This window comes from Sphaerisporangium sp. NPDC004334 (assembly GCF_053602655.1).
In genome coordinates, this window is record NZ_JBSGDZ010000042.1 from 17,077 (window position 1) to 29,747 (window position 12,671).

The 12,671-nt window shown below is 73.0% G+C and carries 13 protein-coding genes; 7 read left to right on the forward strand and 6 right to left on the reverse strand.

Annotation, left to right across the window (positions count from 1 at the left end; all coding sequences use genetic code 11):
* Positions 1-108: 108 nt before the first annotated feature.
* Positions 109-1,083 (forward strand): response regulator transcription factor, encoded by a 975-nt coding sequence (locus ACWEN6_RS37055; protein ID WP_452576659.1) that lies wholly within the window; start codon positions 109-111, stop codon positions 1,081-1,083.
* A gap of 15 nt (positions 1,084-1,098) precedes the next feature.
* Here the strand turns inward: ACWEN6_RS37055 and ACWEN6_RS37060 are convergent, their stop codons facing one another.
* Complete coding sequence (locus ACWEN6_RS37060; protein WP_452576660.1) at positions 1,099-1,563, reverse strand: ATP-binding protein; 465 nt, start codon at positions 1,561-1,563, stop codon at positions 1,099-1,101.
* Between the two features lie 163 nt (positions 1,564-1,726).
* Complete coding sequence (ppk2, locus tag ACWEN6_RS37065; RefSeq protein WP_452576661.1) at positions 1,727-2,707, reverse strand: polyphosphate kinase 2; 981 nt, start codon at positions 2,705-2,707, stop codon at positions 1,727-1,729.
* A 195-nt stretch (positions 2,708-2,902) separates the two neighbouring features.
* Between ppk2 and ACWEN6_RS37070 the strand changes: the two genes are divergently transcribed.
* Positions 2,903-3,286: an STAS domain-containing protein gene (locus tag ACWEN6_RS37070; protein WP_452576662.1), complete on the forward strand. Its 384-nt coding sequence runs from the start codon at positions 2,903-2,905 to the stop codon at positions 3,284-3,286.
* Between the two features lie 84 nt (positions 3,287-3,370).
* Here the strand turns inward: ACWEN6_RS37070 and ACWEN6_RS37075 are convergent, their stop codons facing one another.
* Positions 3,371-4,048, reverse strand: coding sequence for a phosphatase PAP2 family protein (locus tag ACWEN6_RS37075; protein WP_452576663.1), 678 nt, complete (start codon positions 4,046-4,048; stop codon positions 3,371-3,373).
* Between the two features lie 196 nt (positions 4,049-4,244).
* Complete coding sequence (locus tag ACWEN6_RS37080) at positions 4,245-5,447, reverse strand: PucR family transcriptional regulator (RefSeq protein ID WP_452576664.1); 1,203 nt, start codon at positions 5,445-5,447, stop codon at positions 4,245-4,247.
* A 185-nt stretch (positions 5,448-5,632) separates the two neighbouring features.
* Here ACWEN6_RS37080 and ACWEN6_RS37085 point away from each other — a divergent pair, with 185 nt between their 5' ends.
* Genes ACWEN6_RS37085 through ACWEN6_RS37105 form a run of 5 tightly spaced genes read left to right on the forward strand, consistent with a single transcriptional unit; the run spans position 5,633 to position 10,579 of the window.
* Positions 5,633-6,445 carry an ABC transporter ATP-binding protein gene (locus tag ACWEN6_RS37085; RefSeq protein ID WP_452576665.1) on the forward strand — a complete coding sequence of 271 codons (813 nt, stop codon included), beginning with the start codon at positions 5,633-5,635 and terminating at the stop codon, positions 6,443-6,445.
* Between the two features lie 23 nt (positions 6,446-6,468).
* The gene (locus ACWEN6_RS37090; protein ID WP_452576666.1) at positions 6,469-7,278 is read left to right on the forward strand and encodes an ABC transporter ATP-binding protein; all 810 of its coding nucleotides are present in this window, start codon (positions 6,469-6,471) and stop codon (positions 7,276-7,278) included.
* Positions 7,275-8,165, forward strand: coding sequence for a branched-chain amino acid ABC transporter permease (locus ACWEN6_RS37095; protein WP_354836356.1), 891 nt, complete (start codon positions 7,275-7,277; stop codon positions 8,163-8,165). Before ACWEN6_RS37090 ends, ACWEN6_RS37095 begins: the two co-directional genes overlap by 4 nt.
* Positions 8,158-9,309: a branched-chain amino acid ABC transporter permease gene (locus ACWEN6_RS37100; RefSeq protein WP_452576667.1), complete on the forward strand. Its 1,152-nt coding sequence runs from the start codon at positions 8,158-8,160 to the stop codon at positions 9,307-9,309. Before ACWEN6_RS37095 ends, ACWEN6_RS37100 begins: the two co-directional genes overlap by 8 nt.
* A gap of 1 nt (position 9,310) precedes the next feature.
* A complete protein-coding gene (locus tag ACWEN6_RS37105; RefSeq protein WP_452576668.1) occupies positions 9,311-10,579 on the forward strand; it encodes an ABC transporter substrate-binding protein in 1,269 nt (422 codons plus the stop codon).
* Between the two features lie 19 nt (positions 10,580-10,598).
* On the opposite strand, the gene ACWEN6_RS37110 is transcribed toward ACWEN6_RS37105, so the two are convergent.
* Together ACWEN6_RS37110 and ACWEN6_RS37115 are read right to left on the reverse strand one after the other, a co-directional pair.
* Positions 10,599-11,804, reverse strand: a complete 1,206-nt coding sequence (locus ACWEN6_RS37110; RefSeq protein WP_452576669.1) for a YVTN family beta-propeller repeat protein — start codon at positions 11,802-11,804, stop codon at positions 10,599-10,601.
* Positions 11,805-12,074: 270 nt separating this feature from the next.
* A complete protein-coding gene (locus ACWEN6_RS37115) occupies positions 12,075-12,524 on the reverse strand; it encodes a nuclear transport factor 2 family protein (RefSeq protein WP_452576670.1) in 450 nt (149 codons plus the stop codon).
* Positions 12,525-12,671: the final 147 nt, after the last annotated feature.

Sequence of the window (12,671 nt, forward strand, 5' to 3'; positions counted from 1 at the left end):
CTCCGGCGTGATGCCGGAGAGGCTAAATAGCAAGGCAGTGGTCTGCATCGGATGGTTTACGTATTCCGTGAAAAGATCTGTGTCGGGCAAGCTGAGCGCGGAGGACTGATGGATCAGATCACCCTGAGCGCAGGTCACCTCCACGCGTTCACCGAGGTGGGGTTCCAGGTGGCCGGAGGGTCGGGGGCCCACGGTGCCATGACGGCCCTGCGGAAGATCATCCCGGTGGAGGCGTACGAGTTCGTCGCGTTCGACCCGGCGACCGGGCGCCACCGCAGCCTGGTCTCCTCGGGGTACGCGCGGGTGGACGAGGACGCCGCCGAGGAGTACGCCGGGCTTGATCCCTATCGGCGCGCCATGAGCTCGCGCGTCCCGCTGTCGATGGGCTCCCCGGGCACCGAGCTGTACTACCGCAGGCACCTGGAGCCGTACGGCTGGCGTTCGGGGCTGACCGCGCCGCTGTTCGTGAACGAGGGCCGCTACACCGGTCTGCTGCACGTCAGCAGCCGCGACACGCTGCCGCCCGAGACCGCGACGGTGCTCAGCGCGGTCTCGGGCACCCTTGCCCACGTCACCGACCTGACCAGGTGCGTGATCGACCCGATGGGCCTGCCGCCCGGCTTCCACGCGGTCGCCTTCGAGCGCGGCGGGCGGCGCCGCTCGGTCGCCGGATGGCCCCCGTCGCGGGCCCTGGAGCGCGAGCCGGCGATGGCCGAGCTGGCCCGGGACTTCATCGACTCCCGCGAGCTGTCGCGGCGGGGGCTGTGGCTGGACTCCTGCGGCCAGTGGCGCGAGGTGCGGGTGCACCGCGCGGGCGTCGGCTTCCACGGCGCGATCCAGGGCGCGGTCATCGCCGAGCGGCCGTGCGCCCTGCCCTACGACCTGACCTCGCGGGAGGTGGAGGTGCTCACCCAGGTCGCGCTGGGCGACTCCAACCCCCAGATCGCCGCGGCGCTGGTGCTCAGCGTGCGCACGGTGACCACGCACCTGGAGCACATCTTCGCCAAGCTGGGCTGCGACAGCCGCACCCGCCTGACCACCAAGGTGCTGGCCGAGGGCCTGTGCCGCCTCGACCTGCCCTGACCCGTCCCCGCCGGGTCAGCGGGCGACCCGCAGGGAGCCGTTGGCGGGCGCCGAGGGGTTGAGCAGGTCGATGTGCATCTCGAACCAGACGTTGTTGGTCCCCGTCTCCCTGATGAACCCCCAGCGGTGGGCGAGCGCCTCCAGCAGGAGCAGGCCCCGGCCGCCGGTGTCGAGCGGCGAGGAGGGCCGCCACCCGAACGGCGGGTCGAGGGAGCCGGCGTCCTGGACGGCGATGCGCACCCAGTCGGCGGAGTAGGACACGCTGAGGGTGAAGGTGCCCCCGTGCCCGGAGTCGGAGTGCACCACCGCGTTGGTGGCGATCTCGCTGGTCAGCAGGACGCAGTCGTCGTGGAGCGGGTGGCCCTTGCCCAGCGCCGAGGAGACCAGGCGCCGGGCGCGGGCGACGGCGTCAGGGTCCCCGGCCAGGTGCAGGACGCGGTCGCTGTCCGGTTGCGCCCTGCCAAAGCCTGATGAAGTCATGCGACCCCCCGGTAGTCATCTGCCCGCACCCTGTTAAGGACGCCCGGGTGGCGTTGTGAGATGTCGCCGAAAGGTAGGAATGCCGTCTCCAACGCGGTCGCTCCCACTCACCGGGCCGCGTTCGCGGCGGCGCGGGCGGCATGGGAGGCATGGCGTGGCGTGGTCATCTCGCTTCCCCGGTCTCGGCGGCGGGCAGGTCCAGCGGGCCCCCTTCGCGGTCCGACTTGTCCTCATCGACGATGTCGGCGGCCGAGCGGACGATGAGCGGGTCGGGGGCGCCGACGACCTCGTGGTCCTTGTTGGCGTACTCGAACAGGCTGAGCACGTGGCGCATGGCCTCGATGCGGCCGCGCTTCTTGTCGTTGCTCTTGATGACGGTCCAGGGCGCGTCCTCGGTGTCGGTGTTGAGGAACATGTCCTCCTTGGCCCTGGTGTAGTCGTTCCACTTGTCCAGCGACTGCAGGTCCATCGGTGACAGCTTCCACTGCCGGACCGGGTCGACCTGGCGGATGACGAACCGGGTGCGCTGCTCGCGGCGCGACACCGAAAACCACAGCTTGACCAGGCTGATGCCCTCTCGCACGAGCATCCGCTCCAGCAACGGAGCCTGGAGCATGAACTCCTGGTACTCCTCGGGGCTGCAGAAGCCCATGACCCGCTCGACGCCGGCGCGGTTGTACCACGACCGGTCGAACAGGGCGATCTCCCCCGCGGCGGGCAGGTGGGCGATGTACCGCTGGAAGTACCACTGCGTGCGCTCGCGCTCGCTGGGCTTCTCCAAGGCGACGACGGTCGCTCCGCGCGGGTTCAGGTGCTCCATGAACCGCTTGATCGTGCCGCCCTTGCCCGCGGCGTCGCGGCCCTCGAAAAGGATCATCAGGCGGCCGCCGGTGTCCTTGATCCAGTATTGGAGTTTCAGCAGCTCGATCTGCAGCAGCCGCTTGGTCTGGTCGTATTCCGAGCGCGACATCCGCTCGGTGTAGGGATAATGCTCGCGCCAGGTGTCCACGGTGCGCCCGTCGGCGTACAGCAGGACCGGATCGTCGTCGTCGCTGGCGTCCACCCACAGGCCAGGGGTGCGGTCGAGCAGCTCGCTCGACTCGACGGACTGGGGATAGACGGTTTCCGAAGGTGCCGACTCCATATCGTCAGCATTACATATAAAAATGACGCTTCTGGCGTACGGTGCGGTACCAGGTCTCGATCCAGGTACATAGCGCGCCTGAGGGGTCCGGAGGCGATGGCCCGATGCGACGATGGAGGACGACAGGAACGATGACAACCCCGTCCATGTGAGCTGACGCTGCCGTCTTCGACGTTCGGCAAAGGGAGCGGCCGGATGCCTCTGAAGCTGGCGATCGTCCCCCACCGCGACCCCGTCTGCACGGTGGTCACGCTGGAGGGCGAGCTCGACGCGACCACGCGGGCCAAGACGTGCCAGGCTCTGGACGGCCTGCTGGCGCAGGGGTGCGACCGCGTCATCCTGGACGTCGCGGGGCTGCGGTTCTGCGACTCGGGCGGCGTGTGGCTGCTGCTGGACCTCCGCCAGCGGGTGGCCGCGTCGGGGGGCTGGGTGCGGCTCGCGGGCGCCGAGGGGTTCCTGCGCCGGCTGCTCGCGCTGACCCGGCTGGACACGGCGTTCGCCCTCGATCCGGACGTGGCCGCCTCGATCGCCGCCGTCGCGGGCGGCGCGCCCGGCTCCCCGCGCGACGCGCGAAGCTGAACGCCGGGACGGGCCCGGGCTCCACGGGGACCTCGGTGGCCGGGTGGGCGCGAGGCTTCGGTGGCCGGGTGGGCGCGAGGCTCGTCAGATGGGCAGGCCGGTGACCGGGCGGGGGTCGTCCCTCTCGCCGGGCCGGCCCCGGACGCGGCGGCTCTCGCGGGCGGCGCTCAGCCGCAGCACGGCCCAGGCGCCCGCCGTGCTGGTGAAGATCGACCCGGCCACGTCCGTCGGGTAGTGGACGCCCAGGTACAGCCGGGCCAGCGCCTGCGCGACCACCAGCAGCACGCCCGCCGCGGCGACCACGGGGAAGTACCGGGTGCCGTGGGCGAGGTAGGCCGCGGCGAACGCAAGTGACATGGTCAGGGCCACGTGGCCGCTGGGGAAGCTGTCGTGACCGAGCTCGGGAACGAGCTGGAAGGCGACCGGCGGCCGGGGCCGGTCGATGAGCGCCTTGACCACCGAGTTGATCGTCCATCCGACGGTGACCAGCAGGAACGTGACGACCGCCGTGCGGGGCCGCCGGACCAGCAGCAGGACGGCCGTGAGCAGCGCGATCATGGTCACTCCGGCGGGCGGGGTGAAGGCCGCGTGCAGGGCGTGGGCCAGCTCGGTCAGCGGGGCGGACCGCGTCGCGCGCACCGTCTCGTCCAGGCGCAGGTCGGCGCCGGTCCACTCGGAGGTCCGGGCGGCCAGGCCGAGGGCCGACGCGACGGCGAGCAGCAGCAGGGGCGGCCCCAGGATGTCGAGCGCTCTTCTGATCACCGGCGGTGCTTCCGATCTGGCCGTGTTCGTACCCGGAACGCCTGGTGCGCCCGGCTACCGCCACGTTAGGAAGACACCGGTCACGCACCGGCCAATTCAAGGTCATCCCGCCGCCCTGCTTCACCCAACCCCGCCGCCGGGCCGTGACCGGGGTCGACCGCCCGGGAGACGGGACCGGTCGCCCGGCGGCGGGCGGTCAGCCGGCCGGGAGGAGGCGGACGGCCTCCAGGGCCAGGGCGAGCTCGACGATGTCGCGGGGACGCGACACCGAGCGCCCGGTGAGCCGCTCGACGCGGCGGATGCGGTTGAAGACCGTGTTGCGGTGGCAGTACAGCTGGCCGGCGGCGCGCACGGCCGAGCCCTCGCAGCGCAGCCAGGCCGACAGGGTGGCCAGCAGCACCTCGCGGTCGGCCGCGTCCAGCGCGAGCAGCGCGCCGAGCACCTCGCCGGTCAGCCGGCCGGACAGCTCGGGCTGGGCGACCACCAGCGCGGCCGGCAGCCGCCGGTCCAGCCGGGCGATCTCGGGCCCGCATCCCGCGCAGGTGCGCATGGCCAGCTCGGCGAGCTTCCTGGCCGAGGCCAGCTCCTCCAGCCCTTCCACGACCGGGCTGACCCCCGCCGGGCCGCAGACCACCGGGGCCATGCCCTCGACCAGGTGGTCGAGGGTGCCGTCGCCGAGCGCCACGACGGCGACCTCGTAGTGGGTGCGCATGCGCCAGATCAGCCGCATCGCGCCGAGCGTCTCGGAGTGGGAGTCGGCGCAGGGACCCTGACGGACCGGCAGCCTGATTGTGACGACCGCATAACGCCCGCGCTCGGGCAGGTCGAGGGCGGCGGCGGCCGAGCGGGCGACGGCGGCGTCGCCGGTCCCCTCCAGCAGGTCGTCCAGCAGCGCGTTCACCCGCTCGGTGCCGCGGCCGAGCAGTTCCTTCTCGCGCCGCCGGTAGGTCTCGGCCGCGGTCAGCGCCTGCCGGTCGATGGCGTGCCAGACGTGGGTGGCGGTGCGCACGAGCGCGCCGAGCAGTTCGGGGTGCTCGCGTTCGACCAGGTCGACGAACCCGGCCCAGGTGACCTGCGCCGCCAGGCGGTACATGCGCATGAGGGAGTCCATGGGCAGCCCCTGCTCGGCGCGGCGGCGGGCCATGGACCGGGCGAATTCCAGGTCGCGGCGCTTCTGGGGCCGTTGCAGGATGGCGGAGATGCCGATGCGCAGGCCCTCTTCCGTGCTCTGTCGGTGCTCCTCCGGCGAGACGAGCCTGCGGTAGGCCTCGTCGCCTTCGCGCACCCGGGCCACCAGCTCGTCGGCCAGCTCCGGGAGCCGTTCGAGCAGCCGGGCGGCGACGATGCGCAGGACGTGCCGCACATCGTCGTCAACGTGCTCGTTTCGCTTGGCGGGCATCTTTCGTAGATTGCCATCCGCCGCCCGGACGGAACAAGGTTCGGTTTCGTTTCGTGACGCGCCGTTGTGCGGGCGCACAACGGCCCTCCTGCGGCGGTGGGCACCGGTTGCGACTTCACCGCCGCATCTGGACGACGGTGCGCGAGCGGCGTTCGTATGTGGCTCACCGACCCGAAGGAGGAGCGATGGCGGCCACGGCGCCCCCGGCCGACGCCGGGCTCACGGTCAGCGGACTGGCGGTGAGCTACGGAGCGGTTCCCGCGCTGCGCGGGGTGTCCTTACGGGTGCCTCCCGGGGCGATCGTCGCCGTCCTGGGCGCGAACGGCGCGGGCAAGAGCACGCTTCTGCGGGCCATCTCCGGGACGCTGCGCTTCCACCGGGGCGCGATCGGCGGCGGGACGGTCCGCTGGGCGGGGACACGACTGTCGGGGCTCGCGGCCCCGGCCGTGGTGGCGCGCGGGGTGACGCAGGTCCCCGAGGGCCGGCGGGTGTTCGCCCGGATGACCGTCGAGGAGAACCTGCGCGCCGGCGGACTCGGCGGCGGCCGGCGCTCCGCGGCGGCGCGCGAGGAGGTCCTCGGCCTGTTCCCGGTGCTGGCGGAGCGGGCCCACCAGCGGGCGGGACTGCTGTCGGGCGGCGAGCAGCAGATGCTCGCGATCGGCCGGGCCCTGATGGCGCGCCCGTCGATGCTGCTGCTGGACGAACCGACGCTGGGCCTGGCGCCGATGATGGCCACCCGCATCGCCGAGACGGTCAGGGAGATCAACGCGCGCGGCACCTCGGTGCTGCTGATCGAGCAGAACGTGGCGCCGGCGCTGTCGCTGGCCTCCTACGCCTATGTGCTGGAGGTCGGCGAGGTGGCACTGGAGGGTCCCGCCGCCGAACTGGCCGCGGGCGACGAGGTGCGGCGGCGCTACCTCGGCATGGGCGACCCGGCGGACGGCCGGCCCCTGGACGGCCCCGCCGGACGGCGGGCGATCGGGAGGTGGCAGGGATGACCCCGTCATACCAACCGGACGGTATGCCTGGGCCGCGGGGCGGGACGAGTGACCCGGCGCTGCTGGAGGTCCGGCAGGTGACGGTGCGGTTCGCGGGGCTGACCGCGCTGTCGGAGGTGAGCTTCACCGTGGCGCCCGGCAGCGTCCACGCGGTCATCGGGCCGAACGGCGCGGGCAAGTCCACCTGCTTCAACGTGCTGTCGGGGGTGTACCGGGCGGCCTCGGGCAGCGTCCGCTTCGCCGGCACAGAGCTCACGGCGCTGGCGCCGCACCGCATCGCCGCGCTCGGGGTCGCGCGGACGTTCCAGAACATCGCCCTGTCCGGTCACCAGCCGGTGATCGACAACCTGATGCTCGGACGGCACCGGCTGACCCGGGCCGGGTTCGTCTCCTCCGGCCTGCGGCTGCCCGCCGCCCGCCGCGAATGGGCGCGGCACCGGGAGCGGGCGGCCGAGATCGCCGACTTCGCGGGCCTCGGCGGCCTGCTCGGCACGCCGGTCGGGCTGCTGCCCTACGGGGTGCGCAAGCGCGTGGAACTGGCCCGCGCCCTGTGCATGGAGCCGCGGCTGCTGCTGCTGGACGAACCGGTGGCCGGGATGAACGCCGGCGAGCGGGCCGAGATGGCCGGGCTGATCGCCGAGGTCCGCCGCGGCCTCGGCATCTCGGTCCTGCTGGTCGAGCACGACATGGGCATGGTCATGCGCCTGGCCGACCGGATCACCGTGCTCGACTTCGGGCGCCGCATCGCCGACGGCACGCCCGGACAGGTGCAGGACGACCCCGAGGTCATCCGGGCCTACCTCGGCCCGAGCGCCGACCAGGAGGACAAGTGATCACATTCCTGGAGCTCCTGCTCAACGGGATCTCCATCGGGGCCGTCTACGCGCTCATCGCCCTCGGCTTCGTCGTCATCTTCAAGGCCACCGAGGTGGTGAACTTCGCCCACGCCTCGCTGCTGCTGGCCGGCGGCTACCTGGTGGCCCGGCTCCAGCCGGTCACCGGCTTCTGGGCCGCGCTGCTGGTGGGCGTCGCCGCCGCGGCGGCGGTGGGGGCGCTGATCGAGTTCCTCATCATCCGGCGGGCCGGCGCCGGGTCCCACAACGTGCTGGCCATCGTGACGATCGGCGTCGACATCGTCCTGACCACCGAGCTGACCCGCCAGATCGGCACCGAGATCCTCGCGCTCGGCGACCCCTGGGGCGACGCGGTCGTCCACCTCGGCCAGGTGACCGTCGCCGAGACGCGACTGGTCGCGCTCGGCACGGCCGCGACGCTGATCACGCTGTTCCTGCTGGCGTTCAAGTACACCGGCTGGGGCATCGCGATGCGCGCGACCGCCGAGGACGCCGAGACCGCCGCCCTGATGGGCATCCGCCTCGGCCGGGTCTCGCTGAGCGCGTGGGCGGTCGCCGGGGCCCTCGCGGCGGTGGCCGCGCTGTTCCTGTGCGTGTTCCCCACGCCCGGGCTGGACCGCGGCACCTCCCTGGCCGCGATCAAGGCGTTCCCCGCGGCCATCCTCGGCGGGCTGGACTCCACCACCGGCGCGCTGGCCGGGGGCCTGATCGTCGGGGTCACCGAGGCGCTGATGAGCGGCTACCAGAACCAGCTCGCCTTCCTCGGGCGCGGCATCGGCGACGTCGCGCCGTTCCTGGTCATGGTCGTCATCCTGCTGCTGCGCCCGGCCGGCCTGTTCGGCACCAGGGAGACCGTCCGTGTCTGACGGCCGCTCCCGGGCGCGCCGGGCACTGGTGTGGGCCGCCGGGGCGGCGGCCGCGATCGCGATCCCCTTCTACCTGGAGGGGTTCTGGCTGCAGACCGGGCTGTTCGCGATGTCGGCGGCGGTCGGCGCCATCGGCATCGCCCTGCTGACCGGCTCGACCGGGCAGCTGTCGATGGGCCACGCCTTCTTCCTCGCCGTCGGCGCCTACTCCTACGTCTACTTCGCCGACGCCCCGGCCGCGGGCGCCTCGCACGCGGCGGCGGGTCTCGGGCTGCCCACCCCGCTCGCCGCGGCGCTCGCGGTGCTGACGGCCGGGGTGGCCGGCGGGCTGTTCAGCCCGATCGCCGGGCGGCTGAAGGGCGCCTACCTGGGCATCGCCACGCTGGCGCTGATCTTCCTCGGCCAGCATGTGCTGTTCAACGCCGAACCGCTCACCGGCGGGTACAACGGGCGGGCCGTCCCGCCGATGGAGCTGTTCGGGCTGGTCTTCGCCGACACCCCGTCCCTGGTGCTGTTCGGCGTGCCGTTCGGCTCGCTGGAGCGGCTGTGGTTCCTCGGACTGCTGCTCGTGCTCGGCGCCGCGGCGTTCGCCCGGGGAGTGCTGCGGGGGCGGCCCGGCCGGGCGATGAACACCATCCGCGACCACGAGATCGCCGCCGGGGTCATGGGCGTCCCGGTCGCCCGCTATCGGGCCGGGGTGTTCGTGCTGTCGTCCATGTACGGCGGGCTGGCCGGGGTGATGCTCGCCCTGGTGTTCCAGCGGACCGTGCCGGACTACTTCGGCGTGCTGCTGTCCCTCGACTACCTCGCCATGATCGTCATCGGCGGCCTGGGGTCGGTCGGCGGCGCGGTCCTCGGCGCGGTGTTCGTCTCGGTGCTGCCCCAGCTCCTCACCCGCTACAGCGACGACCTGCCGCTCATCGCCGAGCCGGGCTCCGGCGGCCTCTCCCCCGCCGAGGCGGCCCGCATCCTGTACGGCGCCGCCGTGGTCGCCGTGGTGCTCTTCCTGCCCGGCGGCCTGGCCGGGCTGCTCGCCCGGCTGCGCGCGGCGGCCGGCGCCCGGGTGACCCTCCTCGCCCGCGCCCCGCGGGCGCCCGCCCCCCACTCCCCCACTCCCTCTCCCTCCCCCGACACCAGGAGCTGACATGGGCAGATCCGGCATGCGTACGGCAGGCGTCCCGCTGGCCGCGCTCGCGCTCGCGCTGACGGCCGGCGCGTGCGCGAGCGGCAAGGCCACGGGCGGCGAGCCCGCCACCGGCGGAGACGGGGTGAAGACCGGCCCCGGCGTGAGCGCCGACGCCATCACCCTCGGCATCCTCACCGACCTGACCGGCCCCTACGCCTCCTTCGGCAAGAGCCTCACCCAGGCGCAGCAGCTGTACTTCGAGCAGGCCAACGCGGCGGGCGGGGTGTGCGGGCGCAAGCTCGCGGGCATCGTCCGCGACCACGGCTACGACGTGCAGAAGGCGGTGGCCGCCTACACCGAGATCGCGCCGAAGTCCGCGGCCGTCCCCCAGTTCATCGGCTCGCCGATGGTCACGGCGCTCAAGCGGCGCATCGAGGACGACAAGATGCTGACGCTGCCCATGGCCTGGGCCACCAGCCTGCTCGGCGGGCAGGCCATCCAGGTCACCGGCACCACCTACGACATCGACATGATCAACGGGGTGGACTTCCTCGCCAAGGACAAGGGCATCCGGTCCGGCGACAAGATCGGTCACCTGTACTTCGAGGGCGACTACGGCGCGAGCGCGCTCAACGGGTCCAAGTACGCCGCCGGCAAGCTGGGGCTCACCGTCGTCGAGCAGAAGATCAAGGCCACCGACCAGGACATGAGCGCCCAGGTGTCGGCGTTCAAGGACGCCGGCGTCAAGGCGATCATGGTGTCGGCGGGCCCGAGGCAGGCGGCCTCCCTGGTCGGCGTGGCCGTCGCCAAGGGCATGGACATCCCGTTCGTCGGCAGCAACTCGGCCTACAGCCCGCAGTTGCTCGGCACCCCGGCCGCGCCCGCGCTGCTGAAGAGCTTCTACGTCATGACCGCCGCGGCGCCCATGAGCGCGCCCATCCCGGCCGTCCAGAAACTGGTGGCCGACTACCGGGCCAAGTACCCCGGGCAGCCCGTCGACAGCGGCGTCGGCGCGGGCTACGGCGCGGCGATGATCGTGGGTGACGCGCTGAAGCAGGCGTGCGCGAACAAGGACCTCAGCCGCGACGGCATCGTCAGGGCGCACCGGTCGCAGCCGTCCTGGGACGGCGGATTCGGCCGGCCGATGGACTTCTCCCACGTCGACCAGCCGGCCTCCCGCGCCTCCTACGTCGTCGTCCCGGACAAGACGGCGGTCGGCGGCACGGTCATCCTCAAGGAGGCCGCCGTCTCCGACCTCGCCAGGGACTACCAGGTCCCGGTGGGCTGAGCGCCGCGGCGCGGGCGCCTTACCGGAAGACGCCCGTGTGGCCGAGGGAGTGGGCGCCCGGCTGGGGGTAGACGGCCAGGCCGTGGGGGCCCGCGTCGACGCGGATGGTGTGGATCAGCCGGCCCTTCTCGGTGTCGAAGACGTAGACGACGCCGTGGTAGCGGCCGGCCAGCCACAGCCTCCGGCCGTCGGCCGACACCCCGCCCATGTCCGGCGAGCCCCCGCCGGGGATGCGCCAGGTGTCCACCGGGCGGCGGCGGGCGAAGGACACCACCGACACCGAGCCCGCGCCCCGGTTGGAGACGTACAGGTTCCGCGAGTCGCGGCTGACGTAGAGCCCGTGGGCGCCGGCGCCGGTCTGGAGGAAATCCTCCACCTTGAAGTCCCGGGCGTCCACGAGCCACACCCCGCCCGCGGCCATGTCGGCGACGTAGAAGGTCGTGCCGTCCGGGGACAGCTTGACGTCCTGCGGCATGTTCGGGTGGTGGGCCATGCCGCGGTGCGGCAGGCTCACCACCTCGCGCACCTTGCGCCGGGCCAGGTCGATCGCCACCAGGTGGCCGGAGAACTCGCAGCTGGCCAGCATCGTCTCGCCGTCGGCGGTGAAGTCGGCGTGGTTGATCCCCCGGCACGGCATCGGCAGCGAGCCGCGCAACGCGAAGGTGTGCGGGTCGCGGAAGTCCAGCCGGTTGAGCCGCTCGGCCATGACCAGCGCCGATGCGCCGTCCGGGGTGAAGTACAGGTTGTAGGGGTCCTCGACCCGGATCGGCTTGCCCGGCTCGCCGGTCGCCGGGTCGATCGGCGTCAGCGTGTTGCCGTCGTTGTTGTTGACCCACAACGTCTTCAGGTCCCAGGAGGGGACGACGTGCTGGGGCCGGCGGCCGACGTGGAAATGGCGCACGACCTTGTAGGTCCTGGGATCGATGACGCTGACCGTGCCGCTCTCGCTGTTCGGCACGTACACCAGCGACGGGAATGAGGCGACGACCGGACTGAGCATCCCGGCCCGATCCCCGGCGTAGACGTCCCGGGCCGGCGCCTTCTTCGCGCCGCCGTGCGGCACGGGCGCGGCGGCGGCGGCCGTGGGCGCCGGGGCGGACGGCGTGGCTGCGGGACGCGGCCCCTCACCGGCGCAGGCGGACACCGTCATCATCACCGTCGTCGTCAGGGTCAGGGCGCAGGCGGCGAGGAGCGGCCGGGCGGCCCCGCGTCGGGCCTCCCGCATCAGCTACGACCCCCGGGCGACCGAACCGGCAACGTGCGCCGCTGCATGACTCCCCTTCGCGCTCCGAGCACCCGGCTTACGGCCGGCCATCGAATCGAAACGCTAGGGGGAGGAAGGTCAGCCGACGATCAACGCCGGGTCATCGGACGGTCGGCGTTCACCGGCCGCCCGCCCGCACGGCCGGCGCCGCCCGCGTCCCACCGCGCACCGCACGCACGGCGGGCGAGGGCCGGCGCCGGGCGGGACCGTCGGGCGGGGCGGCCGAGGGGGTCAGCGGGCAGGCAGGTCGTCCCGGGTGACGACGCGTTCGCGGACCTGCCAGGTGTCGGCGCAGGGGGTCAGGAGGTCCTCGCACACGGTGCTGCGGTGCAGGCTCGGCGCCTTCCCCAGCGGGGTCTCGATCACCAGGGCGTAGGAGCGGGCGCGGACGGTGCCGTCCTCGCCCGGCTCGACGGTGAGCATGCCCATCCAGTGGCGGTGGACGACGCCGGCCGCCGCCCGGGCCCTGGCCGCCTCCCGCGCCCCCGCGGCGATGGCGGCCCGGCCGCGGACCGGTTCGGCGAACGTCGGCACGCTGAAGGTGCCGTCCTCGGTGAACGTCTCGGCCCACTCGCCGGTGGCTCCGGTGTCGAGGAGGCGCATCTGCTCGGCGTAGAAGCGCTGCACGCGCACGTGCAGCTCGTCGATCGACAGGGTGCCGATGACCGATGGCAACACCATGGGGCCGTCCCTTCCGCGGTGGTGGCGTGACCCGCCCAGCGTGACCGCGCCGGCTGGAGACCGCCTCGAGCGCCTTTCGAGCAGCGCGGTGGACGGTGACGGCTGTGAGCCCCGGCTCGCCCGAGCCGGCCGCCGACCTGTGACGCG